25 protein-coding genes are annotated in these 26,770 nt (G+C 68.1%); 18 read left to right on the forward strand and 7 right to left on the reverse strand.

The window, feature by feature from the left end; translation table 11 throughout:
* Positions 1-7: 7 nt before the first annotated feature.
* Positions 8-1,321 (reverse strand): NAD(P)/FAD-dependent oxidoreductase, encoded by a 1,314-nt coding sequence (locus F816_RS0110390; RefSeq protein ID WP_026333228.1) that lies wholly within the window; start codon positions 1,319-1,321, stop codon positions 8-10.
* A 220-nt stretch (positions 1,322-1,541) separates the two neighbouring features.
* Between F816_RS0110390 and F816_RS0110395 the strand changes: the two genes are divergently transcribed.
* From F816_RS0110395 to F816_RS0110455, 13 genes are all read left to right on the forward strand, one after another.
* A complete protein-coding gene (locus F816_RS0110395) occupies positions 1,542-1,814 on the forward strand; it encodes a phosphopantetheine-binding protein (protein ID WP_026182088.1) in 273 nt (90 codons plus the stop codon).
* Positions 1,811-2,425, forward strand: a complete 615-nt coding sequence (locus tag F816_RS0110400; RefSeq protein ID WP_018937219.1) for a hypothetical protein — start codon at positions 1,811-1,813, stop codon at positions 2,423-2,425. Before F816_RS0110395 ends, F816_RS0110400 begins: the two co-directional genes overlap by 4 nt.
* Positions 2,422-3,771: an AMP-binding protein gene (locus F816_RS0110405; protein WP_019594680.1), complete on the forward strand. Its 1,350-nt coding sequence runs from the start codon at positions 2,422-2,424 to the stop codon at positions 3,769-3,771. Before F816_RS0110400 ends, F816_RS0110405 begins: the two co-directional genes overlap by 4 nt.
* A 12-nt stretch (positions 3,772-3,783) precedes the next feature.
* Positions 3,784-4,116: a hypothetical protein gene (locus tag F816_RS0110410; RefSeq protein ID WP_019594681.1), complete on the forward strand. Its 333-nt coding sequence runs from the start codon at positions 3,784-3,786 to the stop codon at positions 4,114-4,116.
* Positions 4,113-5,012 (forward strand): lipid A biosynthesis acyltransferase, encoded by a 900-nt coding sequence (locus F816_RS0110415; protein ID WP_019594682.1) that lies wholly within the window; start codon positions 4,113-4,115, stop codon positions 5,010-5,012. Before F816_RS0110410 ends, F816_RS0110415 begins: the two co-directional genes overlap by 4 nt.
* 58 nt (positions 5,013-5,070) lie before the next feature.
* Entirely contained in the window at positions 5,071-5,616 is a 546-nt protein-coding gene (locus tag F816_RS0110420) for a LolA-related protein (RefSeq protein ID WP_026333229.1), read from the forward strand.
* Positions 5,617-5,619: 3 nt separating this feature from the next.
* Entirely contained in the window at positions 5,620-8,025 is a 2,406-nt protein-coding gene (locus F816_RS0110425; RefSeq protein ID WP_019594684.1) for an MMPL family transporter, read from the forward strand.
* 67 nt (positions 8,026-8,092) lie between these two features.
* A complete protein-coding gene (locus F816_RS0110430; protein WP_019594685.1) occupies positions 8,093-9,244 on the forward strand; it encodes a beta-ketoacyl-ACP synthase in 1,152 nt (383 codons plus the stop codon).
* Complete coding sequence (locus F816_RS0110435) at positions 9,241-10,020, forward strand: beta-ketoacyl synthase chain length factor (RefSeq protein WP_019594686.1); 780 nt, start codon at positions 9,241-9,243, stop codon at positions 10,018-10,020. The genes F816_RS0110430 and F816_RS0110435 overlap by 4 nt, the downstream gene beginning before the upstream one ends.
* 30 nt (positions 10,021-10,050) lie before the next feature.
* A complete protein-coding gene (locus tag F816_RS0110440; RefSeq protein WP_019594687.1) occupies positions 10,051-10,512 on the forward strand; it encodes a hypothetical protein in 462 nt (153 codons plus the stop codon).
* On the forward strand, positions 10,509-11,231 hold the full coding sequence (gene fabG, locus F816_RS0110445) for a 3-oxoacyl-ACP reductase FabG (RefSeq protein WP_019594688.1): 723 nt from the start codon (positions 10,509-10,511) through the stop codon (positions 11,229-11,231). The genes F816_RS0110440 and fabG overlap by 4 nt, the downstream gene beginning before the upstream one ends.
* 7 nt (positions 11,232-11,238) lie before the next feature.
* Positions 11,239-11,964, forward strand: a complete 726-nt coding sequence (locus F816_RS0110450; RefSeq protein WP_019594689.1) for a glycosyltransferase family 2 protein — start codon at positions 11,239-11,241, stop codon at positions 11,962-11,964.
* A gap of 92 nt (positions 11,965-12,056) precedes the next feature.
* Positions 12,057-12,452, forward strand: a complete 396-nt coding sequence (locus tag F816_RS0110455) for a hypothetical protein (protein WP_018145355.1) — start codon at positions 12,057-12,059, stop codon at positions 12,450-12,452.
* Positions 12,453-12,697: 245 nt separating this feature from the next.
* Here F816_RS0110455 and F816_RS0110460 read toward each other — a convergent pair whose 3' ends face one another.
* Positions 12,698-13,171, reverse strand: coding sequence for a YhcB family protein (locus F816_RS0110460; protein ID WP_018145354.1), 474 nt, complete (start codon positions 13,169-13,171; stop codon positions 12,698-12,700).
* A 159-nt stretch (positions 13,172-13,330) separates the two neighbouring features.
* On the opposite strand from F816_RS0110460, the gene F816_RS0110465 reads away from it, so the two are divergent.
* Both F816_RS0110465 and F816_RS0110470 read left to right on the forward strand, forming a co-directional pair.
* Positions 13,331-13,882, forward strand: coding sequence for a hypothetical protein (locus F816_RS0110465; protein ID WP_019594690.1), 552 nt, complete (start codon positions 13,331-13,333; stop codon positions 13,880-13,882).
* Positions 13,883-13,949: 67 nt separating this feature from the next.
* A complete protein-coding gene (locus tag F816_RS0110470; RefSeq protein ID WP_019594691.1) occupies positions 13,950-14,519 on the forward strand; it encodes a hypothetical protein in 570 nt (189 codons plus the stop codon).
* Between the two features lie 77 nt (positions 14,520-14,596).
* Here F816_RS0110470 and dacB read toward each other — a convergent pair whose 3' ends face one another.
* The 3 genes from dacB to efp form a co-directional block, all read right to left on the reverse strand.
* Positions 14,597-15,997 (reverse strand): D-alanyl-D-alanine carboxypeptidase/D-alanyl-D-alanine-endopeptidase, encoded by a 1,401-nt coding sequence (dacB, locus tag F816_RS0110475; RefSeq protein WP_019594692.1) that lies wholly within the window; start codon positions 15,995-15,997, stop codon positions 14,597-14,599.
* Between the two features lie 175 nt (positions 15,998-16,172).
* Entirely contained in the window at positions 16,173-17,132 is a 960-nt protein-coding gene (gene epmA, locus F816_RS0110480; protein ID WP_019594693.1) for an EF-P lysine aminoacylase EpmA, read from the reverse strand.
* Between the two features lie 25 nt (positions 17,133-17,157).
* Positions 17,158-17,721, reverse strand: coding sequence for an elongation factor P (gene efp, locus F816_RS0110485; protein WP_026182087.1), 564 nt, complete (start codon positions 17,719-17,721; stop codon positions 17,158-17,160).
* 77 nt (positions 17,722-17,798) lie between these two features.
* On the opposite strand from efp, the gene epmB reads away from it, so the two are divergent.
* From epmB to F816_RS0110500, 3 genes are all read left to right on the forward strand, one after another.
* Entirely contained in the window at positions 17,799-18,842 is a 1,044-nt protein-coding gene (gene epmB / locus F816_RS0110490) for an EF-P beta-lysylation protein EpmB (RefSeq protein WP_019594694.1), read from the forward strand.
* Positions 18,843-18,931: 89 nt separating this feature from the next.
* Entirely contained in the window at positions 18,932-20,815 is a 1,884-nt protein-coding gene (locus tag F816_RS0110495) for a hypothetical protein (RefSeq protein WP_019594695.1), read from the forward strand.
* 4 nt (positions 20,816-20,819) lie between these two features.
* Positions 20,820-22,892: an EAL domain-containing protein gene (locus F816_RS0110500; RefSeq protein WP_018175852.1), complete on the forward strand. Its 2,073-nt coding sequence runs from the start codon at positions 20,820-20,822 to the stop codon at positions 22,890-22,892.
* A gap of 293 nt (positions 22,893-23,185) precedes the next feature.
* On the opposite strand, the gene dnaJ is transcribed toward F816_RS0110500, so the two are convergent.
* Both dnaJ and dnaK read right to left on the reverse strand, forming a co-directional pair.
* Positions 23,186-24,334 (reverse strand): molecular chaperone DnaJ, encoded by a 1,149-nt coding sequence (gene dnaJ, locus F816_RS0110505; RefSeq protein ID WP_018145345.1) that lies wholly within the window; start codon positions 24,332-24,334, stop codon positions 23,186-23,188.
* A gap of 408 nt (positions 24,335-24,742) precedes the next feature.
* Positions 24,743-26,674: a molecular chaperone DnaK gene (gene dnaK / locus F816_RS0110510; protein WP_019567672.1), complete on the reverse strand. Its 1,932-nt coding sequence runs from the start codon at positions 26,672-26,674 to the stop codon at positions 24,743-24,745.
* Between the last annotated feature and the right edge of the window lie 96 nt (positions 26,675-26,770).

A 26,770-nucleotide genomic window follows, 5' to 3' on the forward strand; every position in this document is an offset into this window, starting at 1 on the left:
AGCCGTCTCAGGCCTCATCTTCGGGCGTGGTACCGCCGGTAAAGTGCAGCCGCGCGTTGCGCCGACGACGCGCCCAGAAAGCCAGTGCCCGCGGCAGATTCAGCGCCATCTGCACGTAATACACCGTCTTGAAGGCGCGCAGCGACCACTGCACACGGGTATTGCGGTAGACATCGCCGGCCAGCAGCGAGATCACCGCCTGCTCCATCCCGAAGGTATTGCGCGGCCCCATGAACAGCTTGCGCATCACCGGGCTGTTGAAACGATAGATCAACCAGGAGAAACGGCGGACACCCCGGCGCACGTCGCGCTCAAAAGCACGCAGATAGCGTGCGGAGAGCGCCGGACGCTCCAGGCAGCGATCCACCGCATCGGCGGCGCGGAAGCCCCCCGACATGGCGATATAAACCCCGCTGGAGAACACCGGGTCGACAAAGGTGAACGCATCGCCGACCAGCAGATAACCCGGGCCGTGGGCCTGACTGGAGCGGTAGGAGAAATTGCCGGTGGCGTTGACCGGGCCGGCCAGCTCCGCGCCCTGCATGCGTTCGAAGGCCGGCGGGCAGAGCTTCAGCGTGTCCCACAGGAACGTCTCGGGCTTGGTCTTGCGCGTCTTCAGGTATTCGGGAAAACAGACCGCACCCACGCTCATCGCCCCGTCGCGCAACGGGATCATCCAGATCCAGCCGTGCTGGAACCAGTAGATACTGATGTTGCCGGCATCGCGCCCGGGACGCCGCGGCACGTTGTTGAAGTGCCCGAAGATCGCAGCGCTGTTGTGTTCCGGGTTGCGCGCCTTCAGGTCCAGACGGCGCGCCAGGAAGGTATCGCGACCCGAGGCGTCGACCACGAAATCGGCCTCGAACTCCAGCGTGTTGCCGGATGCATCGCGCGCGGTGACCCGCTGGGTCCCGCCCTTGGCGGGATCGGCCAGGGCGACATCGAATACGGTGACCTCTTCCAGCACCCGCACACCCAGGCGGGCGCTGTTTTCCAGCAACAGGTGGTCGAACTCCGAACGCCGCACCTCGCATGCCGACGCGGGTGTGTCGTCGTTCAGGGCACGCTCGAAGTAATAGGTTCGCGGCGCGTCGGGCGCCTCGGGGATGGTGAACTCAGCCCCGTGCTTGGGGATGCCGATTGCCGCGATGGCCTCGGCCACGCCCAGTTCCTCGAACAACGGCATATTCATCGGCAGCAGGGATTCGCCGATGTGGAAGCGCGGATGCCGGGCCTTTTCCAGCAGCACCACGTCGCGCCCCTTCTGCGCCAGTCGGGAGGCCACCGTGGATCCGGCGGGGCCTCCTCCGATCACCACCACCTGGCAGCGCCCGTCGGTTACGGCTTCCTGTCCCGGTTGTATCAAATCACGTCTCCGCTTGCCCGCCCGCAACCCCAGAAAGGCGACCCGGTCTGGTCGCGAGGGTACCACGACCCCTCGGGTGTGGGTATCATCGGCGCCCACAGCAGGGTGACCCTCGCGCGAACGGCAAGTTCGGAGGCGATCACAAAATGCGCACATCACTGCACCGGGGGAACACGTGCCATCACAAACAGCGTTCGAACAGGAAGTCGCCCAACTGATCGTGGACAGCCTTAACCTGGAGGAGGTCGCGCCGGAGGAAATCGAGCCGGAAGATGCGTTGTTCCGTGAAGGACTGGGGCTGGATTCCATCGATGCCCTGGAGTTGGCCCTGGCCATCTCCCGCGCCTACGGCGTCCAGATCCGGTCGGACGACGAAAACAACCGCGAGATCTTCGCGTCCTTGCGTGCGCTGAGCGCCCATATCGAGGCCAACCGAGCCACGTCGTGAACACCCCACTCGCCGCCTGCGTGGCCCTGAGTTATCCGGTCGCGGTCGTCCTCGGCGTGACCTTCGAGATCCCGCTGGTGCCGCTGGCGGTCCTGGCCAGCCTGATCCTGGTGGCTGCATGGGCCTCGCTGGCCGCCACCGGACGTGGCGTGCTGGCCGCGAGCCTGGCCGTGGGCATAAGCCTGTTGCTCCTCGGCGGGATGGCCACCTGGCTGCTGTACGCATTGCCGGTGCTGATCATGGGGCTCTTGTCGCTTCTGTTCGCGCGTTCGCTGCGCAGCGACTCCACCCCGCTGATCACGCGCTATGCCCTGGCCATGGGGGCCTCCGACACCCCCGCGGTGCACCGCTACACGCGCAACCTCACCATTACCTGGGCCCTACTGTGTGCCGGACTGGCAATCGTGTCCGCCTGGCTGGCACTGTTCGCCACCGCCACCACCTGGGCCCTGTTTGCCAACGGGATCAACTACCTTTTGCTGGCCGGCCTGTTTCTGCTGGAGTATCCGCTGCGCCGCTGGCTCCTGCGCGACGAGCCGCACAACGGCTTCCTGGCCTATCTGATGGAGCTGGCGCGGGTCGATCACCACCGGATGCTGAGGCACCCGTGACAGCTACCCCGCAGGTCACTCGACCACTGATCACCGACACGCCCGCCCCGCTGGCGCGCATCGGCGATCGGGCGATCTCGCGCGCCGCCTTCCTCGCCGACGCGCAGGCGCTGGCCGCACGCCTGCCGCAGGCGCAGGCGGCCTTCAACCTGTGCCAGGACCGCTACCACTTCGCGGTCGCCTTTGCCGCCATTCTGCTGCGCGGCCAGGTTAATCTGCTGCCCCCGAACCGCGGGAGCACTACCCTGGCCGAGATCGCCAGCCAATACCCGGACGCGCCTGCCTTGGTCGACGGCCCGGATGCCGAGATCGCAATCCCGATCCTGCGGGTGTCCGCCCGCGGCGAAGCGGGCGAGGCCACCGGGGCGATCCCCGAGATCCCCGCCGACCAGACCGCCGTTCTGGCCTTCTCCTCCGGCAGCACCGGCACCCCCACGGCCCATGCGCGGAGCTGGGAGGCCCTGCATGCTGTCACCTGGCAGGCGCTGGAATGCTTCGATCTGGTGGATGGCTCCGGACCGACCCTGATCGGCACGGTCCCGCCGCAGCACATGTACGGCCTGGAATCCACGCTCCTGTACGCCTTGCTGGGGCACGCCACCCTGCTCGCCGGACGCCCGTTCTACCCAGAGGACATCCGTGCCGCACTGGCGGACTGCACCCCGGCCGTCCTGGTAACCACACCTTTTCATCTGAGCGCCTGCCTGCGTGCGGGGCTGGAGTGGCCGACCCCGGAACGCATCCTCTGCGCAACCGCGCCCCTGGACCCGGAAACGGCCGGCCAGGCCGAACGGGTGTTCGGCTGCCGGCTCGACGAGATCTACGGTTGCACCGAGGCCGGCGCCATTGCGACCCGCCGCACCACCCGCGAATCCGACTGGACGGCCTACCCCGGGGTGCAACTGCACCGCAATGACGACGGCCTCGCGCGCGTCCAGGGACCTCAGCACCCCGAAGCGGTCCCGCTTCCGGACCACATCGAGGTCCGGGACGTCAGCCACTTCCGCATGGAGGGGCGTCTCGCCGATCAACTGAACATCGCCGGAAAACGCGCCTCCCTGGCCGATCTCAACCGCCGGCTCAACGCAATCCCCGGGGTACTCGACGGGGTGTTCATTCCGCCGGGCACCGATCAGGAAGCGCACGGAGTGACCCGGCTGGCCGCCCTGGTGGTGGCACCGGATCGCAGCGCGGCCGAAATCCAGGCCGCACTGGCCGAGTGCATGGACCCGCTGTTCCTGCCGCGGCCGCTGGTCCGTGTCGACCACCTGCCACGCTCGGCGACCGGCAAGCTGCCGCGCCAGGTCCTGCTGGACCTGCTCGCCCACCATGGTCAGTGCGCCTGAGCTGCCGGCCTCATGCACACCTCCATCCAGTCCGCCATCCGCCGCATCGGGGCCGATCACCCCGCCCTGCCGGGGCACTTCCCCGGTCACCCGGTCGTGCCCGGTGTGGTCATCCTCGACCAGGTGGCCGCAGTGGCGCGTGCGCACGGTCTCGGCCCCGTCGAGGCCCTCCCCCAGGTCAAGTTCCTCGCGCCTCTGGGGCCCGACACCGAGTTCCGGGTCGAGATCGATCCACCCGGGCGCGGCGGCCGCCAGGCGTTCCGCGTGGTCGCGGCCAGCGCCGAACCCCCCGTTACCTTCTGTACCGGCCAACTGATCACGATCCACGACGCCCCGGACCCATGAGTCGCGGCTGGTTCCACCAGGCCGAACGGGGCTCGCCACTGGCCCTGCGCATCATCCTGTGGGTGGCACTGAACCTGGGCCGCCGCGCCAGCCGTGCCCTGCTCTACCCGATCACCGCCTACTTCCTGCTGTTCGCCCCGCAGTCGCGGCGCCACAGCCGCAACTATCTGCGGCGCGCACTGGGGCGCGAGCCGCGTCTGATGGACCTGGCCCGGCATCTGCACTGCTTCGCCGCAGTCATCCTGGATCGGGTCTTCCTGCTCGCCGGCAAGGACGACTGCCTGGACATTCGGGTGCACAACCGCGAGACCTTCCTGGAGCACGTCGACAGCGGCCACGGCGCCATCCTGCTGGGCGCGCACCTGGGCAGCTTCGAGGCCCTGCGCGCACTGGCCGTCGGCAAGTACGACTTTCCCGTGCGCGTCCTGATGTACAACGACCACAACCAGAACATCACCCAGTTCCTGGAGGCCCTGAACCCCGAGGTCGCTGCTTCGGTGATTCCGCTGGGGCGCACCGAGACCCTGATCCAGGCTCGCGAGTGCCTGGATCGCGGCGAGCTGATCGCGACGCTGGGCGACCGCGTGGCCGAGAGCGACAAAATGGTCGCCTGCGAATTCCTCGGCGACACCGCGCTGTTCCCGCAAGGTCCACTGCTGCTGGCCGCGGTGCTCAAGGTCCCGGTGATCCTGTGCTTCGGGCTCTATCGCGGGGGCAACCGCTACGATATCTTCTTCGAACCCTTCGCCGAGACCATCGACGCCCCACGCGGACAACGCGACGAGGCCCTGGCGCAATGGGTGCAACGCTACGCCGACCGCCTCGAGGCGCGGGTGCGCGAGGCCCCCTACAACTGGTTCAATTTCTATGACTTCTGGGACGATGCATCCAAATAGGCGAGGCCACGGCTTTGGCCCGCGTATCCGCCAGTCCGGCATCACGCTGATCCTGGCCTTGGGTCTTCTCGTCCCTGTATCGGCTCTGGCCAACGACACCCTCGGTGCATTGCTCGAAGCCCTGACCACCGAGCGGGCAGCGACCCTCGCGTTCGAGGAACGCCGCGACGACCCGATGCTGGAGTTTCCGGAAACCCGCTCGGGCTCGCTGGCCTTCGAGCCCCCCGACACCCTTACCCGCCAGGTCGACGGCCCGCGTGGCGAGGCCGTACACATCGAGGGTGACACCCTCACCCTGGAACGCCGCGGCTCCAGCCGCGAGATCGACCTCAGTGAACAACCCGCCCTGGCCACCCTGGCCGGGTTATTCCGCGCCCTGCTGACCGGCGACCGCGAGACCCTGGAGGCCGACTTCGAGATCGACGTCACGGGGGACATCGACGCCTGGACCCTCGAGCTGGTCCCGCAGGATCGCGCCCTGCGCCGCATGGTCCCCGAACTGAACCTGAGCGGCGCCGGCGGCGAACTGCGCGAACTGGTCACCATCGAGGCTGGCGGCCACCACAGTCGCATGCGCTTCGAACCCCCGCAGTACACGGACTAGTTCTTGCTGCGCCGGCACCCCTCCCGCGTTGCCCTGACGCTCTGGCTGGCCGCCCTGCTCCTGGCCACGCTGACGCTGACCCTGCGCGGCGAACTGGTCACCGACCTCCAGGGCTTTGCCCCGGACCCGGTCAGCGCGGACGGGATCGCCCTGGACCCCGGGGCCGGCCCCGCCGGACGCATGCTGCTGCTGGCCATCGCCGGTGGCGAGGCCCGCGAGCGGGCGGCAGCCAGCGATGCACTGGTCGCCGCCCTGGAAGATGCCCCCGATGTTGCCGGCATCCACAACGGCCGCCTCGACCCCGACGACCCGGCGCTGGATTTTCTGATCGAGCATCGCTACCTGCTAAGCGCCCGGGTCGATGCCGCACACTTTAGCCAGGACCGCCTGAGCGAACACCTGGAGGCCCGCCGCGACGACCTCGCCAGCGCCGTCCCGGAACTGCCGCGGGAACTGATCCCGCGTGACCCCACCGCAGAGGCCCGGGTCGTCCTGGAGCAGCTCGCCGCCAGCGGTGGCCAGGCGACGACCGGCGCCGAAGGCGTCTGGGTCACCCCCGACCGGGGACGGGCCCTGCTGGTGCTGCGCAGCGCGGCCGACGGTATGGACCTGGATGCCCAGGCTGCCCTGATCGAACGCACGCATGTGGCCTTCGCCGACCTCGACAAACCGGACCTGCGTCTGCAGACCGCCGGCCCGGCGGTGATCGCGGTGGACTCCCGTGCCACCATCCGCGGCGAGGTGACCTGGATCACCGTCGGCGCCAGCGTCGCACTGGCGCTCCTGCTGCTGGCGGTGTTCCGCCATCCGCACCCGGTCTGGCTGGCGGCCGTGCCACTGGCCAGCGGCATCCTGATCGCCGCGGCCGTGGTTACGCTGGTCTTCGGACACCTGCACGGGATCGCTCTGGCCTTCGGCATCACCGTTCTGGGCATTGCCCTCGACTATCCGCTGCACCTGTTCGCCCATGCGCAACGAGGCGATGATGAACCGTCCGGCGACGGACGGGCCGATGGCGGGCGCCTCCCGCAGGTCGCGCGCGAGCTGTGGCCCGCCATTGCCCTGGGGGCCGGCAGCACGGTACTGGTGTATGCCCTGATGGCGATGACCGGGTTCTCCGGCATGGCCCAGCTCGGGCTGTTCGTATTGACCGGTGTGGCCGTGGCCGCCGTGGTCACCCGCTGGGTCCTGCCCACGCTGGTCCCCGCCCGCTTGCAGCGCGAGGGCCTGCCGCCGCTGCGCCTGCCCCTGCCGACGGGTCTCGCCCAGCCTCCCGCCATCGCGCGCTGGGGCCTGGCCCTGCTGGCTCTGGCCGCGGTCATCGTGGTCGCGAGTGCCGATCCCTTCCCCTGGGAGGATCGCCTGTCCGCCCTGCACCCGGTACCGGAGGACCAGGTTGCGCTCGACCAGGACCTGCGCAGCGCCCTGGGGCTGCCGGACGTCCGCCATGCCTTGCTGATCAGCGGCGACACGCCGGAGCAAGCCCTGCGCGGCAGCGAGGCCCTGACGCCGGGCCTGGAAGCCCTGCGCGAGACTGGGGCCCTGGACGGGTTTGGCCATGCCGCGAACGTCCTGCCCAGCCGCGCACTGCAGCGCGAGCGCCAGGCCGCGTTGCCGGAACCCAATACCCTGCGCGAACGCCTGGCGGTGGCGAGCGCAGGGCTGGGGTTTCGCGGCGGGGCCTTCGAGCCCTTCGTGAACGACATCCAGACGGCCCGTCAGCAAAACCTGCTGGAACCCGAGGGCCTCCCCGACGGGCCTTTGCGCAATGCGCTGGAACCCCTGCTCCAGCCCCGCGATGACGGCACTGGCTGGATCGCCTGGGTGCGCCTGCAGGGCGTCCATGACCCCGATGCCCTGACCCGCTGGGCCGAAGACGCGCCTCTGGCCAGCGTGCCGGAACTGGACGGGGTGGATATCCGCCACATCGACTTCTTCCGCGCCTCCGAAGAACTGGTGATCGGCTTTCGCGTCGAGGCCCTGCAACGGCTCGCGCTGGGAATGGTCGCGGTGGCCCTCCTGCTGCTGGTCGTCACCCGGGCGCCGGGACGCAGCCTGCGTATCCTGACCGCGGTGGGCACCGGGTTGCTGCTGACCCTGGCCACACTGATCCTGCTGGGCATCCAGCTGTCACTGTTCCATCTGATCGCGATGCTACTGATCACCGGGCTGTGCCTGGATTACGCCGTGTTCTTCAGCCGCCCGCTGCGGGATGCCGCGGCGCGCCTGCGCAATCTGCGCTCGGTCAGCGTGTGCGCACTGTCCACGCTGGTGGTGTTCGGTCTGTTGGCCCTTTCCAGTCTTCCGGTCTTGCAGGCCATGGGCCTCACGGTGGTGCTGGGCGTGGTATTTTCCTTCCTCGCAGCGGCCCTGCTGGCCCCCGAGGCCAGCCGCCGGCAAACTGCCTGACACAACGCCGAATTGGCCCAATCCACCCGGAACCCCCTCCGGCCACAACCCGCAGATACGCCCGTCCATGGACCCCCTGGCCATCACTGCCCATACCCTGACGAGTGCCGCCGGCACCGGGATCGCCGCCAACGCCGAAGCCCTGCGCAACGGCACCAGCGGACTGCGTGCCTGCGACCTGGAGCGCGTCAACCTGGACACCTACGTCGGCCGCGTGCCGGGTGTGGAAGCCATCGCCCTCGAGGGCGCCCTGGCCCCGTTCCAGTGCCGCAACAACCAGCTCGCCGAACTGGGGCTGCGCCAGGACGGCTTCGTCGATGCGGTGGCGGCTGCAGTGGAGCGCCACGGGGCCGATCGGGTGGCCGTACTGCTGGGCACCAGCACCTCCGGGATCGCCGCCACCGAGGCCGCGTACCACCGGCGTGACCCGCAGACCGGGGCCCTGCCACCGGACTACGACTACCAGCACACCCAGAACATGTTCTCGCTGGCCGACTTTGTTGCCACCCGCCTCGGCCTGTCCGGCCCCGCCCTGGTGGTCTCCACTGCCTGCTCGTCCAGCGCCAAGGTCTTTGCCGATGCCCGGCGCTACATCGCGGCGGGACTGTGCGGCATGACGCTGTACGGCTTCAACGCCCTGCAGCTGGTCGCCGCGCAGCCCTGCACCCCACTGGATCGCGACCGCACCGGGATCTCCATCGGCGAGGCCGCCGGCTTCTTCCTGCTGGAGCGCCCCTCCGCGGATGCCCGCGGCCCCCTCCTGATCGGTTACGGCGAATCCAGCGATGCCCACCACATGTCCGCCCCGCACCCGGAAGGCCTGGGGGCCGCGACGGCACTACAGCAAGCCCTGGACCGTGCGGGGCGGCAAGGCGACGAGATCGACTATGTGCTGATGCATGCCACCGCGACCCCGGCCAACGACCGTTCCGAGGCCCGCGCCCTGATCCACCGCCTGGGCCTCAACCCGCGCGCGGTGGGCAGCAAGGGCCTGACCGGACATACCCTCGGGGCCGCCGGCGCGGTGGGGGTCGCGCAGGTACTGGCCAGCCTGGCCGGCGGCTTCGTGCCGGCGACCGCCGGGCTGCGACACCCGGACCCGGAACTGGGCCTGGATGCACGGGCAGAGACCGAGGACCGCCCGGTTCGGCGGGTCCTGGTCAACGCCTTCGGGTTCGGCGGAAACAACTGCAGCCTGCTGCTGGAGGCACCGCAATGAACGCCATCGGTCTGCATGCGGTCGGACTGCTGGGCCCGGGACTGGACGACTTCGAGACCGCCCGCGCCATCCTCGCCGGCACGGCGCCTCTGGCGGGCGACGCGATCAACATCCCGCCGGTGCGGCTGCTCCCCGCCAACGAGCGTCGACGCACCACAACCACGATCCGCCTGGCCCTGAAGGTGGCGGAAGAGGCCACGACCGACAGCGATCGCAGCCAACTGCGCAGCGTGTTCGCCTCGTCCTCCGGCGACATGGACATCATCGATCGCATCTGCGACGCGCTCACCCAACCGGAGCCGGTGGTCTCACCGGTCCAGTTCCACAATTCGGTGCACAACGCCCCGGCCGGTAACTGGTCGATCGCCACCCGCAATCCGGCCCCGGCGACCGCCGTATCCGGCTACAACGCCACGGTGGCCGCCGGCTTGCTGGAGGCCGCGACGCTGCAACAGTGCGAGGGTGGCGAGGTGCTGCTCACCTGCTACGACGTTCCGTCGATGGACACCTTCATCCGCGTGCGTCCGATCCCCCATGCGTTCGCGGTCGCCCTGCGCCTGGGGCCGGTGGAGGGCGCCACCTGGCGGCTGCAGATGGACCTCAAGGGACCCGCCACCGCCGATCGCTGCGTGGCTGACGAGCTGGAGGCCCTGCGCAAGAGCAACCCGGCGGCACGCGCCCTGCCCCTGCTGGAGCAACTGGCCCGGGGCACGGCCGGCCATGTTACGCTTGACGCCCCGTTGGGCCGGTCGCTGAGCATCCGCATCGAGCCCTGAACAATCGCCCGGATCAGGAAGATCCCGCGCATGCCATCGCGACCCGAAACCCTGGATCACGACGCCATCTGCCGGCTGCTGCCGCACGCCGGGGCGATGTGCCTGCTGGATTCGGTCGAGGCTTGGTCCGACGACGCCATCCACTGCCGTGCCGACAGCCACCGGGATCCGGCCAACCCACTGCGTGGGGAAGGCGGCCTGCACGCCCTGGCGGCACTGGAATTCGGCGCCCAGGGCATGGCCGTGCACGGGGCGCTGCTGGCGGATGCCGGCCCGCCCCGGGCCGGCTACCTGGCGGCCGTGCGCAACCTGCAACTGCGGGTCCAACGTCTCGACGACCTCGACGACCCGCTCGAGATCCACGCCGAACGCATCCTGTCGGATACCCACAGCTCGATCTACGACCTGCGGGTCACCGCCGGTGACCAGCCGGTGCTGAGCGGCCGCGCAACGGTGATCCTGCAACCCACCGACGAGGAAAAGACCCCGTGACTGCACGCGCCCTGATTACCGGAGCCAGCGGTGCCATCGGCGCCGCCATTGCACAAGCCCTGGCCGCGGCTGGCCATGAGGTGATCCTGCACGCCCATCGCAATGCCGCCGCGGCCGAAGCCACAGCCGCGGCCATCCGCGCCGACGGCGGCCAGGCCCAAGTGCGGGTGTTCGACATCACCGACGAGGGGGCCTGCCGCGAGACCCTGGAGCCCCTGGCGGCCGAACAACCGGTGCAGATCCTGGTGCATAATGCGGGCCTCCACGACGATGCACCCCTGGCCGGAATGCGCCGCGAGCAGTGGGACCGACCGATCGACGTCGGACTGAACGGCTTCTACAACGTCACCCAGCCACTGCTGCTGCCGATGATCACCACCCGCTGGGGTCGGGTCGTGGCGATCTCCTCCGTCGCCGGGCAGATCGGCAATCGCGGCCAGACCAACTATGCGGCGGCCAAGGCCGGGCTCCATGGTGCCATTCGCTCGCTGGCCCAGGAGGTCGCCTCGCGCGGGATTACCGCCAACGCGGTCGCCCCCGGGATCATCGAAAGCCCGATGAGCGATTCAAGCTTCGATGCCGACCGTATCCGCACCGTCGTACCCATGCGCCGCGCCGGCCAGCCCGCGGAGGTCGCGAGTGTGGTCGGCTTCCTCGCCAGCGAGGCCGCCAGCTACGTGTCCGGTCAGGTGATCGGCGTCAACGGCGCCCTCGCCTGACCCCGCCATGAGCCACGTCGTTGCCTTGATCCCGGCCCACAACGAGGCCGCCACCATCGAAGACGTCGTCGCCGGCGCCCGCGCCCACGTGGACCGGGTGATCGTGGTGGACGACGGCTCCGAGGATGCGACCGCAAGCCTGATCGGGGACCAGGCGGAGGTCCTTCGGCAGCCCGAGAATGGCGGCAAGGCGGCCGCGTTGTGGGCCGGGATGCAGCATGCCCTGGCCACCGGGGCCGACGCCGTGGTGACCCTGGACGCCGACGGCCAGCACGACACCACGGAGATCCCGGCCCTCATCGCCGCCTGGCGCGAGACCCCCGAGCGGCTAATCCTGGGGGCCCGACTCAAGGGCCGCGAACATACCCCGCCGCTGCGCCTGTTCGGCAACCGCATGGCGGACTTCTGGATTGCGTGGGCCTCGAGCCAACCGCTGCAGGATTCGCAGTCGGGGTTCCGCCTGTATCCCGCGGCGCTGTTGCGGCGCCTCGAGCTGCGTCATCACCGGGCGCGCGGCTTCGTGTTCGAAAGCGAGGCCCTGATCGTCGCCGAGCGGCTGGGATTTCCAGTGCGGGTGGTCCCGGTACGCTGTATCTACCCGGAGAACCACCGCCCCAGCCATTACCGCGCGACCGCGGACACCCTGCGCATCATCGCCATGGTCGCCGGCCACCTGCTGCGCCGGGGGATGCGCCCGCTGGGGCTGTTGCGCTCGCGGGGCCTGTTGCGCTGAAGGCCCCGGCGTGCCGCTCCCGGCCACGCCCTTGGAAACCACCGACACGCGTGTCTACACTCTCGACGCACCCATCCCAGAAGGAAAACGCCATGAATACCAGGACGTTGCTGGTCATCCTGTTTGCCAGCCTGATCGCGCTGGCCGGCTGCCGCGGCACGGTCCCCGTGCACAACGTCAGCGATACCACGGTCACCGATGTTGCAGGTGAACGCCCCAGCGCCGAACAGATGGAACGCGCCATCCGCACCGCCGGAACGGCGCTGGGCTGGCGCATGGAAGAAGTGGAACCGGGGCTGCTCGAAGGGCGACTTGCGCTGCGCGACCACGTCGCCGAAGTGGAGATCCCCTATGCGGCGGGTGAATACAGCATTCGCTACAAGGACAGCACCAACCTGAACTACGCGGACGGCAATATCCACCCGAACTACAACAACTGGATCCAGAATCTGGACAACCAGATCCGGGCGCAGATCTCCGCCCTCTGAGCCCACCCCGCACCGCGTCGGCCCACACCCCGGCGCGGTGCGCACGCCCCAGGGCAAAGGGCCTTTCACCACGCAGCGCACGAAGGCGGGGAGATCGGAAGGAATGCAGTGACGGAAGCGTCTTGCGCCTCCGTTGCGGTCTTGCCCACCACCCAGTCTTTACACCTACCTGGTGATACTTTTCAGGCTTTCTTCGTCCCTTCCTGTGCGGCGTGGTGATCCCAAACCGACTCCGCGGTCACGGGTCAGTCGGGGCGCGGGCGTTCGTCCGGCTTGCGTGCCTCGCCCTCGGAACTCTTGGGGGTCGGCTCGTCGTCCTGGGCGTCCGATTCGTTGGCGCCGCCGGCCGCCTCGCCGGGACCGGCACCGTAGTCACGGCGCGTCATGTGCGACAGCAACTGCCCGGCCCGGTCCTCGAGGCGATCACGGGTCGGCTTGTCCGCCAGTTCCTCCGCGCTCTGCGCCAGGTGGTGGTAAAGGTCGCGGTAAGAACCCGCCATGGTCGCGAACAGCGTGGCCGTGCGATCGAAATGGTCGTTGACCTGGCTGCGGTAGCGGGTCAGTTCCTGCATGCGCCGGTCGAGTTCCTCTTCCAGCTCGCGGATCAGCTTGCGCTCGTCACTGGTGACGCGGCCCACCCAGAAACCCACGAGGGCGGCAACCACAATGGCCAGGATCCCGAGGGCCACCCACAGCCCCACTGCTGTCTGTTCTTCCACCACGACATCCTCTGCAAATGGAGCCGCCATTGTGCCGCAGGCCCTCGCCGAACGCACTGCCGGGCATGCTAACCTCGCCACAACCGAGACACCGGAACAACGCAGGAAGGCCCCCGGAAGCCGTTTCAATCCGCCGCACAACCAAGAGTCAGACCCACCATGATCGAACCGCAACATGCCCAGCAGATCCGCCAGGCCCAGGCCGGCCTGATCAACCTGGTGGTGCAGGCCACCCAGAACCCGGAGACCCGCCGCGAACTGGAGCCAGTGCTGAACCAGGCCCACGAGGCCGGCTGGGGCGAGCTGATCCTGCGCATCCGCCGCGTGCTCGAAGGCGAACGCGACACGTCCCTGCTGCAGGGGCTGGACGACGAGGACTCGGTGATCCTGACGGCGATCCTGGCCGGCCTGCAGGATCCCTCCACCCTGCCGGACCCCGAGCAAAGCGGCGATCCGGCGCAGGCCGCACCGGGGCTGGCCCAGATGATCCACGGCGCGGCCCACGGAGACGCCCAGTCGCTGCACTGGCTGTCGCAGATGGCCGAACAGATGAGCCGGGCCGGGGGCGACATGGCGCGCCTCGGTGGCATCACCAAGCGCCTGGTGGACGGCGAGCGTGACCCGGATGTGCTGTGCCGCGGCATGGACGCCCAGGGCGAGTCGCTGGTGCTCTCGATCCTCTCGGAGCTGGGCAAGCTCGAGCACCACTGACCAACCCGTGCGCCAGTCCAGCATTTGCAGGCCGCGCGGCCGAGGCACGTTCCGCCTCGAGCATCTGATGCTGGCCGTAATCGCCCTGTGGCTCCTGCAAGGCTGCGCCGCAGTCACCCTGCAGCCGCCGGCCGAACCGGAAGACCCGGTCACCGTGGCACTCCTGGACCACGGCCATCACTCCAGTCTGGTCCTGCCGACCGCGGCCCCGGACGCCTGGCTGCGCTATTCCTACGGCGACTGGTCGTTTTACGTCGAGCGGCGAATCAACCCCCTGCAGGGGCTGGCAGGGCTGTTCCTGCCCACACGGGCGGGCCTCGGCCGGCAATCTCTGACCGGCTCCGACCTGGAGGACGCGACGGCGACCCAGTTGCGCGTGCCGCTGGAGGAACTGCATCTGCTGACGGTCCCCGGGGCCAGGGTCACGGCACTGCGCGAGGCGCTGGAGGGCATCTGGCAGGCGGGCCACGATGACCGCGAGGTATCGACAGAATGGGACATGGCCTTTGTCGAACACCCCGAGGCTTACACCCTGCGCAACAACTCCAACCGCATGGTCGCGCACTGGCTGACGGCCCTGGAGGTCGATGTCTCGCGCCTCCCGATCATGTCCAACTGGAAGCTCGACTCACCCTGAGGTCAACCAGGGCCCTCTGACCACGAAGCGCGCGAACATAACCCTTCGTGCGCTTCGTGGTGGATAAACGCCGGGCGTCAAAGGCGGTGGGCCCACTCCAGGACGGCATCCTGCAGGTTGCGGCCGAGGCCCTGATGCGCGCGGGGGTCGTTGACCAGCACCACCACGGCCAGGTCGTCCCCGCCTTGCGTGCGCACGTAGCCGGCGACCGCAGAGACCTCGTTGAGGTGCCCCGTCTTCAGGTGCATCTGCCCGCGCAGGTCGCGCTGGCTGCCGTTGCGGAAGCGATTGCGCAGGGTCCCGTCCAGCCCGGCCAGGGCCAGGGAGGACTGGAATTCCGGACGGTGAGAGTGCTGCCATCCGCCCTCGAGGAGCTGGCCCAGCTGGCGCGCGGTCATGCGGGTCTCGCGGCTGAGCCCCGACCCGTTGTCGACCACCATGCCACCCACCTCGACCCCCAACCCGCGCAGCGACTCCAGCAGGGCCTGCTGCCCCTTCTCCAGCGTGGCCGGCGGGGTGAAGTGACGCGCCCCCAGGGTCAGCAGCAGGTGGCGGGTCATCACGTTGGAGCTCCACTTGTTGGAGACCCGGATCAGATCCGCCAGCGGCCGCGAGGTATGGCGCAGGATCGGTTCGTCGTACAACACCGGCAGCACACCGGGGCGAATGTCGCCGGTCAGCTCGCCGCCCCACTGCGACCAGTGCAGACGGAACATCTCGGCGTGATTGGCCTCCGGCGTCAGGACCGTCCGCAGCAGTTCGTAGTCCCCGCAGTTAACCGGGTACTCGCCGGACAGGGTCACGCGTTGTGCCTCGGGGTCGGCGTCAAAGCGAATCCCCCGCTGCCAGGCCCCGCAGCTGCCACGCGACGGCTGCAGGCGATTCTCGATCGTCAGCCCCGGCAGCGGCGGATCCACGGTCACGTCAATCCCGTTCCCATGCCGCTCCGGCCGCACACGGAAGCGCTGGGCGTTGGCGTTTACGTGCAGGGCATAGGGCAGCTGGTTGTAGGCCCGCAGCGGCTGGTCATTGAATGCGGCCGGATGGCCCGGAGGCAGTTCGAAATGCGAGGCGTCGAGAATGACGTTGCCCTCGATGCGCCGCAGCCCGGTCTGACGCAACTGCCCCAGCATGCGCCAGTGCTCCTCGCTGACCATGCCGGGGTCCCCGGTCCCGCGGATCACCAGATCGCCGCGCAATACACCGTCGCGCACCGGACGCGTGGCCCACACCTCGGTGGTCCAGGTGTACTCCGGCCCCAACTCGTGCAGGGCCGCCAGCGAGGTGGCCAGCTTGATGGTGGAGGCTGGGTTGTACGGCTGATCGGCATTCAGGCGCGCGAGGACCGCGCCATCGGACATCCTCTGCACCCACAGGCCCACATTTGCCGCCGGCAGACGCTGACTCTCGATCGCCCGCTGCAGCGGTCCCGGGAGATGCTCGAACTGAGCCTGTGCGGCCAGCGGTGCCAGCCACAACAACAGGATCAGAGCGACCGATACGAAACACCAAGAAGGTCCGGACCGGGGCCCGGGGCGACGCGAAAAACGACAAGGGGACATTGAGACCAGCCATCCTGCATGAGAGCCTTCGGCAACGGCCCCTATAGTGTGCCGCCATCCCGGCCGCGACAAGCCCTCCGGGTGGGCTTCGTCACGCCCAGGGGAAATCGATCACCTGATCGATACGCGACACCCCCAACAGACACATCAACAGCCGGTCCACGCCCAGGGCCACGCCCGCGCAGTCCGGCAGACCTGACTCCAGCGCCGCCTCCAGGTGATCGTCCACGGGCGGAAGGGGCTGGCCGCGCGCGCGGCGCTGAGCGATGTCCCGCTCGCGGCGCTGGCGAAACACTGCGGGGTCGGTCAGTTCGTGATAGCCGTTGGCCAGTTCCAGGTCGCCCCAGTAGAGCTCGAAACGGGCGGCATAGCCCGGCCGGTCCGCGCAAGGGCGCGCGAGCACGGCCTGGCTCTCGGGGTAGTCGAACAGGATTGTCAGCCGGTCCGGCGGGAAACCCGGCGCGATCACCAAGCTGATCAGGGCATCCAGCCAGCCATCCCGATCGAGCCCGCCGCGGATGACCAGCCCGTGGTCCCCCGCGACCCGTTCCAGCTCCGCGGCATTCGTCTCCGCCGGGTCCACCCCCAAAGTCGAGCGAAACAGATCGGCATAGGCGATCGCCTCACAACCCCGGGGCGCGTGCCAAACGGGAGACTGCGCGGCCTGGTCCGCGATCAGGGCCACCACCTCGCGCGCCAGTGCGTGGTGGTCCAGGGCCAGGCGATACCACTCCAACAGAGTGAATTCAGGGTTGTGCCGCGGGCCGGATTCACCGCCGCGGAACACCCGTGCGATCTGGTAGATATCCGGGGCGCCGTCCGCCAGCAGGCGCTTCATCGGGTATTCCGGCGAGGTCTGCAGGTAGCCGCGCTCGCCGCCGGGGGCCTGCGCCTCCCAGCTCTCCAGCATTGGATCTTGCGGCGCGCCCCGGCTCAGGATCGGGGTCTCGACCTCGAGCACCCCGCGGGCCGCGAAGAACGCCCGCAGCCCGGCCAGGAGGCGGGCGCGCGCCGCGCGGGCCGGCGCCGCACCCGGACGCCAGTCGGTCATGTCGCAGGGCCAGCCGGGGTTCGGCTCACACGCGCGAGACGTACTCGCCGTTGCGGGTATCCACCTTCACCGTCTCGCCCTCTTCGACGAACAACGGAACCTTGACCACCGCGCCGCTCTCCAGCGTGGCCGGCTTGGTGCCGCCCTGCGCGGTGTCACCACGCAGGCCCGGATCGCACTGGGTAATCTTCAGCTCGGTGAAGGACGGCGGCACCACCGAGAGCGGCTCGCCGTTCCACAGGGTCACCGTGCAAATATCCTGCTCCTTCAGCCACTGCCCGGAATCACCCAGTGCGGCCTCGCCGACGGCATACTGCTCGAAGGTGTCCGGCACCATGAAGTGCCAGAACTCGCCATCGTTGTAGAGATACTGCATCTCGGTATCCATCACGTCGGCGGCCTCCACCGACTCGCCGGACTTGAAGGTCTTCTCCAGCACCCGACCGGTACGCAGATTGCGCAGCTTGACCCGGCTGAAGGCCTGGCCCTTGCCCGGCTTGACGAACTCGTTCTCCACGATGGCCTGCGGGTCACCATCCAGCAGGAGCTTGAGACCGGCCTTGAATTCGTTGGTACTGTAGGTTGCCATTACGCGCTGTCCCTCGATGATGCGTGGCGCGGACATGCCGCCCCATCCGGAAACGATTCATGCCCACAAAGCCCGTCATGATAACGCGCGAGCCGCGCGGAACCCAGCCACCCGAACCGGCATCCACACCGGCCTGGCAGCAGGCACTGGCGCGCGCGATCGCCGATCCCGAGACCCTGGCCGCACGCCTGGGACTGCTGCCCGAGTCCCTGCCGGGCATGCAGGCCGGGCACCGGCTGTTTCGCACCCGCATCCCGGAGAGCTACCTGGCCCGCATCCGCCCCGGCGACCCACGGGATCCCCTGCTGTTGCAGGCCCTGCCGGACGCGCGCGAGGCCATCGAGTCGCCGGGGTTCGTCAGTGACCCGGTCGGCGATCACGACGCGCTGGCCGCCCCCGGCGTGGTACACAAGTACCACGGCCGCGCCCTGCTGCTGACCACCGGGGCCTGCGCCATCCACTGCCGTTACTGCTTCCGCCGTGAGTTCGACTATGCCGACCACAATCCGGCCCGGGACGACTGGGAGCCCGCGCTGAACTACATTGCCGCGCATCCGGACATCCGCGAGGTTATCCTCAGCGGCGGCGACCCGCTGAGCCTGTCGGATACCCGCCTGGAACGGCTGACGGACCGGCTCGGAAACATCCCGCACCTCGAGCGCCTGCGCATCCATACACGCCTGCCGGTGGTGCTGCCGGAACGGGTCGACGACCGCCTGCTGGCCTGGCTCGGCAAGGGCCGTCTGCAGCACATCCTGGTGCTGCACGCGAATCACCCGAGCGAGTTCGCCGCACCGGCCGATGCAGCGATCGATCGCCTGCGCACCGCCGGGGTCACGCTGCTCAACCAGGCGGTACTGCTGGCCGGCATCAACGACGACACCGAGACCCTGACTGAACTCCAGGAGGCCGGCTTCCGCCTGGGCGTGCTGCCCTACTACCTGCACCAGCTCGACCGCACCCGCGGCACAGCCCACTTCGAGGTACCGGACGCCCGCGCGCGCGAACTCTACCGCGCCCTGCACGCCCGCCTGCCGGGCTACCTGGTCCCGCGACTGGCGCGCGAGATCGCCGGAGAACCCGGCAAGACCCTGCAGACACCGTTTCCTGCGCATAAATGAGCCCCACCGGCACCCACACCGATTGCGCGGTTTGCTGCTAAAGTAGCGCCAGAATCCTGCAACCGGCCCAGCAACCACTGGACACGCCCATGCTGCAAGCCCTGCCCGAGCTGCCCACCCAACCGGCCGGTCCCGACAGCTTCCCCCACCAGACCCCGCAAGCACTGGACACCTGGTGTGCGGAGCTGCCCGGCAGCGAGCCGGAGCTCGGCATCCAGCGCATCCGCGAGGCCCTCGACGGGCTGAACGCGATCGTACTTCGCCCCGGAACCCGAGCCACGCTGGTCGCAATACTGGAAGATCATCTCCTGCCGCTACTCCCGGCCGTGGAGCGACTGCTGCGCCAGCGGCCCCTGCCGCTGGGGAACCGCAGCCGCAAGCGTGCCGATGTTTACAGCGCCGCCGTGCGCGCCCTCCTCACCGCGGAGCTGCTGGTGGTCCGCGAACGCGCGGACCCGCACGACAACCGTCATGCGGAACGCCTGACGGCACCCCTGCAGGCCGCAGTCGCACTGCTTGGGACCCTGAGCATGCACCACTGGCGGCTGTACCAGTCCGTGCCGCCGGGCCACTGGCAGCGGCTGTTCGATGTGCTGCGCCTGGCGCGTGAGCAGGGAATCGCCGACGAGCGGCCCGCCACCGACAAGCGCTTCGGCCCGCTGGAGGTGGACCGCATCGAAGCCATGAGCGCACGGCTGATGATACTGGGCAGCACCGACCCCAATGCGATGAAGATGGGCGAAATGGACTTGCTGGCTCGCTGGGCCAACACCCTGCGCCTTGCCTGCACCCCCGCCCCCGACCCGGAACAGCACCCCGATCTTCCCGTACTGCGCTGTGATCTCGACCGCGACCACGCCCCGGGCCTGGCCCTGCGCGGGACGCCGGCGACCGAACCCGCCTGCTTCATTGAACTGACGCCGGCGCTGGACGCCCTTCGTGAACGCCCCGACGACCTGGAACCGCGCGGCCGCGGCGAGGGACAGCCGCTGGCCGAACATTTGTTGCGCCTGTGGTCGAACCTGCCGACCCGCCGTCACAGTCGCGAGAGCGCCAGCGACCTGCAGCGGATCTGCGTGATGGGCCTGGAACGTATCCATGATTTCCTGCTGATGGAGATGAGCAGCCGGCGTGGGTCCGAGACCGAGACCACCGGGGCAGCGGAAGCGCCGGAGACCGGCCTGAAATCCCTGCACGAACGCGACCGCGGCGTCAGCGTGTTCGAAATGTCGAAGGCCGCGCTGCGCGGTTCGGATCTCGCCCTGGTAGACAGCCCGCACCGTTCCGTCCGCGAGCGCGACCTGAAGCCACTTGCGGACGACTCGCCGAATACCGCCGCGACCGCCTGGGAGGATGTCGGGCGCGGGCTCGAGATCGCCGCCCGCGATGAACCCACGGGACCGATCACCAAGCGTCACCCCCCGGAACACTGGCAGGTGGACGACATCGGCGCCGGCGGCGTGCGTCTGCGCCTGGACAGCCCCCAACAGCCCTTGCTGATCGGGGACCTCGTCGGCTTGCGTGCCGTGGATGGTCATCGCTGGACCATCGGGGTCCTGCGCTGGATTCGCTTCGACGACCAGGCCGGCAGTCTGATCAGCATCGGTGTGGAATTTCTCGCCGATCGCTGCCTGCCCATGCAGATTCAGGATTTCCGCAATGGCATGGCGGCGGGGGTCCCGCAATCAGGACTGTTCGCCCCGCAGCGCACCGATGCCGATGGCGCGGTACTGTTCCTGCCGGCGCAGGTGTTCGATCATGAACAACGTGTCGTCTGCTGGCTGAACAAGCGCGCCCGTGTTCTGGAACTGGACAGCGAGCGCACGGGCACTACGCTGTTTACCGAGGTCGGGTGCCGCATGACCGCCCTGGAGGTCCGCCAACCGGCTGGCGAGACGCCCGACATCGCCAACGGACCGGCCATCGTGGATGACGACGGACCGCCATTCACCACCCGCAACCGCGACGACTAGCCCCATGAACGAAACGATTCGCACGCTCTTCGTAACCAGCAACCCGAACCGGGCTGAAGAGGTCATCAGCAGTATCCGGACCCGCGGCAGCGCGATCCGGCCGGAGCAGGTATCCGGTAGCGACGCCCTGGCCGAGGCGCTGGAGGGCCGGCGCTTCGACGTGATCGTCCTGATCGAACCCGGCCTGGCCCTGACCCGGGAACACGTCGACGCGGCACTGCACGCATCCGGTCGACGTACCCCGCTGGTCATCATGACCGAGCGCCCTGAACCCGCGCGCATAGACGACTACGAGGCCGGCGCCTATGCAGTCGTCGATCACGAACTGCACGAGCTGGCCGGCATCCTTGCGGTGCGCGCTGCCGAGCAGTTCCAGCTGCGCCAGCGGATGGGACGCATGGACGCATCGCTGCAGGAGTCCGAACGCCGCTGCCAACTGTTGCTGGACAACTCGCGCGACGCTATCGCCTACGTGCACGAGGGCATGCACATCTATGCCAACGCGTCCTGGCGCGAGCGCTTCGGGATTGCCGATCCGGAGGAAGTGGAAGGCCTGCCGCTGATGGACCTGATCGCCCCGGAGAGCCGCGACGAACTGAAGGGCCTGCTGCGCCGCTTCCAGAGTGGCGAGGAAGGTGACCAGACCCATCAGGCCTTCCAGCTGCAGGCGTTTGACGGCACGCCGTTCGAGGCCAACCTGCGTCTGTCCACCGCCAGCGTCGAGGGGGAGGCTTGCACCCAGGTGCTGCTGGACTCGGCCCAGGAGGATCCGGAGCTGGCCGAGAAGATCGACTACCTCTCGCAGCGTGACCTGGTCACCGGGCTCTACAACCGCCAGCACTTCTCCGGGATGATCGAGACCGCACAGAGCCAGGCCGCGCAATCGGAAAAGCCCTTCGCCCTGGTCACCCTCGCGGTGGACCGTTTCCCCGAGATCCGGGCCAACGTCGGCATGTCCGCCAGCGATCTTCTGCTTGCCGATATCGGCAAGCTGATCGAGGACCACTTTCCCGACCCGGCCATCGCCGCACGCCTGGAGGCCGAGCACTTCGGGATCGTGGTCCCCGACACCCGGCGCAACGAGGTGGAGGCCCGCATCCACGGTCTGATGGAAGCGGTCACCGGACGTGTCTTCGAGCTCGGCAACGCCTCGACCAACTGCAGCCTGTCGGCCGGCATCGTGATCGCCGACGAGACGGCGGTGGATACCGAAGAACTGCTGACCCACGCCGACCGCGCCCTGCAAGAGGCCGTGGAGGCCGGGGGCGGAAACCACCGCTTCTTCCGTCCGGCAGAGGGCGAGATGACCCAGGCGCAGAACGACCAGCAGTGGAAGCTGCGCATTCAGGACGCCCTGGAACACGACCGCCTGGAACTGCTGTATCAGCCGATCGTGAACCTGCACGGTGCCGATCGCCCGCGCTACTCGGTCTTCGTGCGCCTGCGTGACGCCGAGGGACATATCCACGAGCCGGATGCCTTCCTGCCCAGTGCCGAGCGCACCGAGATGGCGGCACCCATCGACCGCTGGGTCCTGAAGACTGCGCTGCAGATGCTGACGGAACAGCTGAAGAAAGACCCGACCACCCAGTTCTTCCTCAAACTGACCAACGGCTCCCTGGGCGACCCCTCCGTGGTCAGCTGGCTGCACGACGACCTGCACGGCATGCGCATCCCCGCCGACAACGTGGTCGTCGAGCTGAAGGAACCCACCGTGGTTACCCACCTGAAGCCGGCGATCCACGTCGCCCGCGGGCTGCAGGAAATGCACGGCCATCTGTGCATCGACGACTTCGGCAGCGGGCTGAACCCGTTCCAGCTCCTGCAGCACCTGGAGGCGGATCACATCAAGCTGGACCCGTCCTACGTGAAGAACCTGGCCGAGAGCGAGGAAAACCAGCAGTTGATCCGCGAGCATACCGATGCCGCGCATGCCAAGGGCAAGCAGGTCATCGTGCCCTATGTCGAGGACGCCAGCGTGCTCGCCGTGCTCTACAGCCTGAACGTGAACCTCGTTCAGGGCTACTTCCTGCAGGCACCGATGCCCGCCCCCACCTTCGATTTCACCTCGACCTGAGCCCCCATCTCGCGGACTCCGGCTTCTCCCACAGAACGCGCAGAGGACACGGGGCACCGGGCAGGTCAAGGGCGCTTCACAGCTAGACCCAGGGGTGTGAGGAACCGGCGGCGCTTATGCGGTCGCCCATCCCGTCTTCCTGCACAGCGTTTTCCTCCGTAACCCCGTGTCGTCTGGCACGAAAATCGAGTCCGCAGAGCAAGGGGCTTCATGGAGGGCTGAGCACGCCCCCAACGCAACCGGCCCCGGTGAAAACCGGGGCCGGTGCGAACCATCGTCCTTGCCCTGCGGGACTACTTGGACCAGAAGTTCAGGTCCTCGAAGAACCCCTTGACGCCGTCCAGCCAGGAGTGTGCCTGCGGGCTGTGCTTGGTACCGCCGGCCTGGGTGGATTCCTCGAACTGGCGCAGGAGCTGCTTCTGCTCCTTGGTCAGGTTGATCGGCGTCTCCACCACCACGCGGCAGATCAGGTCACCGACCCCGCCGCCATGCACGGACTTCACGCCCTTGCCACCGACCCGGAACTGCTTGCCGGTCTGGGTCTCCGCGGGGACCTTCAGCTTGACCCGGCCATCCAGCGACGGCACTTCCAAATCGCCGCCCAGAGCGGCCGTGGCGAACGACACCGGCACCTCGCAGTGCAGATCCGAGCCCTCGCGCCGGAACAACTTGTGCGGCTTGACCCGTACCTGCACGTACAGATCACCCGGCGGGCCGCCGTTCATGCCGGCCTCGCCCTGGCCTCCCAGGCGGATGCGGTCACCGCTGTCCACCCCGGCCGGGATCTTCACGTCCAGGGTGTTCTGCTCCTGCACTCGACCCTTGCCGTGGCAGGACTTGCAGGGGCTGGAGACGACCTTGCCCGCGCCCTCGCAGCGCGGGCAGGTCTGCTGCACCGAGAAGAAGCCCTGCTGGATACGCACCTGGCCGACCCCATTACAGGTCGGGCAGGTCTCCGGCGAGGTCCCCGGCTCGGCGCCCGAGCCATCACAGGCCTCGCAGCTGACGGTGGTCGGGATACGGACCTTCACCTCGGTGCCGAACACGGCCTCTTCCAGGGTCAGGTCCAGGTTGTACTGCAGGTCGGAGCCACGATAGGCCCGCTGCCCGCGGCCGCCCCCGCCACCTCCGAAGATATCGCCAAAGATGTCCTCGAAGATGTCACTGAAGTTGGAAGCCCCGGCGCCCCCGCCAAAGCCCCCGGCCGAGCCATCCACGCCGGCATGGCCGTAGCGATCGTAGGCGGCGCGCTTCTGGTCGTCGCTGAGGACGTCATAGGCGGCGCGCGCCTCCTTGAACTTGGCCTCGGCCTCCGCATCCCCGGGGTTACGGTCGGGGTGGTGCTTCATCGCCAGGCGGCGAAAGGCCTTCTTGATATCGGCGGCCGAGGCGTCCTTGGAGACGCCCAGCACCTCGTAATAGTCGCGTTGTGACATGGTCATTCCCTGCTGATTCGTGCGCGCAAACGCGGAATGCCTTCACGCAAACGCCCGGAGTCACCAGGGAAACACTGATTAATGTACACGCTCGCGCTCGAGTCGCTTTTGCGTGCGAACAAGGCGCGGTGACTGCCGTGCAGTCATTCTGCACAAGGGAGCCGCAACGCCGTGCGCGCGCAAAAGCGGCCGAGCCCCTGCTTTTCAATGGATTGTGGGGTTGGTACCCCAGGTTCCCCGATCCTGCGTTGCGCCGCTAGCGGGTAGAACCACTACCCGCTGCACGACGCGCCTTGTCTCGGAAAACCTGGGGTACCAACGCGAGCGTGTACATTAATCAGTGTTTCCCTAATACCCCGGGCGCGGCGTTCAAACAGTTCCGGCGGGACGCCAAGCGTCCCGCCGGCTGTGGCATCAGCCCTGCTTTTTCTGGTCGTCGTCGACTTCCTCGAACTCGGCGTCCACGACATCGTCGCCCTGCGGGCCACCTTCGGCCTGCTCGGCCCCGGCCTCGCCCGCGGCGTCCGCACCCTGGGCATAGGCCTTCTCGGCCAGCTTGCCGGAGACCTCGGCCAGCTTCTGCGCGGCCTGCTCGATCGCCTCGGGGTCATCGCCTTCCATCGCGGTCTTGGTCTCGGCCACCGCCGACTCGATCGCGGTGCGCTCGTCGTCGGAGACCTGGTCTGCCAGATCCTTCAGGGACTTCTCGGCCGAATGCACCAGGCCGTCGGCCTGGTTGCGCGCCTGGACCAGCTGCTGGAACTTCTTGTCGTCCTCGGCGTGGGCCTCGGCGTCCTTGACCATCTGTTCGACTTCCTCGTCGGACAGGCCGGAGGAGGCCTTGATGACGATCTTGTTCTCCTTGCCGGTCGCCTTGTCCTTGGCCGAGACGTTCAGGATGCCGTTGGAGTCGATGTCGAAGGTGACCTCGATCTGCGGCACACCACGCGGCGCGGCCGGGATGTCCTGCAGGTCGAAGCGACCCAGCGACTTGTTGGCGCTGGCCATGTCGCGCTCGCCCTGCAGCACGTGCACGGTCACCGCGGTCTGGTTGTCCTCGGCGGTGGAGAACACCTGATTGGCCCGGGTCGGGATCGTGGTGTTCTTCTCGATCAGCTTGGTCATCACGCCGCCCATCGTCTCGATCCCGAGCGACAGCGGGGTCACGTCCAGCAGCAGCACGTCCTTGACGTCGCCACCCAGCACGCCGGCCTGCACCGCGGCACCGACCGCAACGGCCTCGTCCGGGTTCACGTCCTTGCGCGGCTCCTTGCCGAAGAACGCCTGCACCGCTTCCTGCACCTTGGGCATGCGGGTCTGGCCACCGACCAGGATCACGTCGTCCACCTCGGAGGCGGACAGGCCGGCATCCTTCAGCGCGACCTTGCACGGCTCGATGGAGCGCTTGACCAGGTCATCGACCAGGCTTTCCAGCTTGGCGCGGGTGATCTTCAGCGCCAGGTGCTTGGGCCCGGTGTTGTCGGCGGTGATGTACGGCAGGTTCACCTCGGTCTGCTGGCTGGAGGACAGCTCGATCTTGGCCTTCTCGGCGGCCTCCTTCACGCGCTGCATCGCCAGCGGATCGCCCTTGATATCGATGCCCTGGTCCTTCTTGAACTCGTCGACCAGGTAGTCGATCAGGCGGTTGTCGAAGTCCTCGCCACCGAGGAAGGTGTCCCCGTTGGTCGCCAGTACCTCGAACTGGTGCTCGCCATCCACCTCGGCGATCTCGATGATCGAGACGTCGAAGGTACCGCCACCCAGGTCGTACACGGCGATCTTGCGATCCCCGCGCTGCTTGTCCATGCCATAGGCGAGCGCGGCCGCGGTCGGCTCGTTAATGATGCGCTTGACCTCGAGCCCGGCGATCTTGCCGGCGTCCTTGGTTGCCTGACGCTGGGAGTCGTTGAAGTACGCCGGGACGGTGATGACGGCCTCGGTGACCTCTTCGCCGAGATAGTCCTCGGCGGTCTTCTTCATCTTCTGCAGCACGCGCGCGGAGATCTCCGGCGGGGCCATCTTCTTGCCCTGCACCTCGATCCAGGCGTCACCGTTGTCGGCTTTCACGATGTTGTAGGAGACGAGCTTGATGTCCTTCTGGACCTCGTCTTCCTGGAACTTGCGACCGATCAGGCGCTTGGAAGCGAACACGGTGTTCTGGGGGTTGGTGACCGCCTGGCGCTTCGCGGACTGGCCAACCAGCACCTCGCCGTCGTCACTGAACGCGACGATGGACGGGGTGGTGCGGGTGCCTTCCGCGTTCTCGATGACCTTGGCCTGGTCGCCTTCCATTACGGCGACGCAGGAGTTGGTGGTCCCGAGGTCAATACCAATGATCTTGCCCATGACTGAAATCTCCTGATGCGAAAAATTTTGCGCTGCAGAGCGTGTTTCTCTGCCAACTTGTACGGGAATCTGGGGCCCCGGGCCGGGTTTTCAAGG

The organism is Thioalkalivibrio sp. ALM2T (assembly GCF_000381505.1).
Lineage (GTDB): Bacteria > Pseudomonadota > Gammaproteobacteria > Ectothiorhodospirales > Ectothiorhodospiraceae > Thioalkalivibrio > Thioalkalivibrio versutus.

Bases quoted from the DNA above. Each gene is read 5' to 3' on its own strand.
- F816_RS0110410 (WP_019594681.1), top strand. From the start codon at position 3,784: ATGCACACCTCCATCCAGTCCGCCATCCGCCGCATCGGGGCCGATCAC.
- F816_RS0110415 (WP_019594682.1), top strand. From the start codon at position 4,113: ATGAGTCGCGGCTGGTTCCACCAGGCCGAACGGGGCTCGCCACTGGCC.
- F816_RS0110430 (WP_019594685.1), top strand. From the start codon at position 8,093: ATGGACCCCCTGGCCATCACTGCCCATACCCTGACGAGTGCCGCCGGC.
- F816_RS0110435 (WP_019594686.1), top strand. From the start codon at position 9,241: ATGAACGCCATCGGTCTGCATGCGGTCGGACTGCTGGGCCCGGGACTG.
- F816_RS0110440 (WP_019594687.1), top strand. From the start codon at position 10,051: ATGCCATCGCGACCCGAAACCCTGGATCACGACGCCATCTGCCGGCTG.
- F816_RS0110450 (WP_019594689.1), top strand. From the start codon at position 11,239: ATGAGCCACGTCGTTGCCTTGATCCCGGCCCACAACGAGGCCGCCACC.
- F816_RS0110455 (WP_018145355.1), top strand. From the start codon at position 12,057: ATGAATACCAGGACGTTGCTGGTCATCCTGTTTGCCAGCCTGATCGCG.
- F816_RS0110465 (WP_019594690.1), top strand. From the start codon at position 13,331: ATGATCGAACCGCAACATGCCCAGCAGATCCGCCAGGCCCAGGCCGGC.
- F816_RS0110470 (WP_019594691.1), top strand. From the start codon at position 13,950: ATGCTGGCCGTAATCGCCCTGTGGCTCCTGCAAGGCTGCGCCGCAGTC.
- epmA (WP_019594693.1), bottom strand. From the start codon at position 17,132: ATGACCGACTGGCGTCCGGGTGCGGCGCCGGCCCGCGCGGCGCGCGCC.
- efp (WP_026182087.1), bottom strand. From the start codon at position 17,721: ATGGCAACCTACAGTACCAACGAATTCAAGGCCGGTCTCAAGCTCCTG.
- epmB (WP_019594694.1), top strand. From the start codon at position 17,799: ATGATAACGCGCGAGCCGCGCGGAACCCAGCCACCCGAACCGGCATCC.
- F816_RS0110495 (WP_019594695.1), top strand. From the start codon at position 18,932: ATGCTGCAAGCCCTGCCCGAGCTGCCCACCCAACCGGCCGGTCCCGAC.
- F816_RS0110500 (WP_018175852.1), top strand. From the start codon at position 20,820: ATGAACGAAACGATTCGCACGCTCTTCGTAACCAGCAACCCGAACCGG.
- dnaJ (WP_018145345.1), bottom strand. From the start codon at position 24,334: ATGACCATGTCACAACGCGACTATTACGAGGTGCTGGGCGTCTCCAAG.
- dnaK (WP_019567672.1), bottom strand. From the start codon at position 26,674: ATGGGCAAGATCATTGGTATTGACCTCGGGACCACCAACTCCTGCGTC.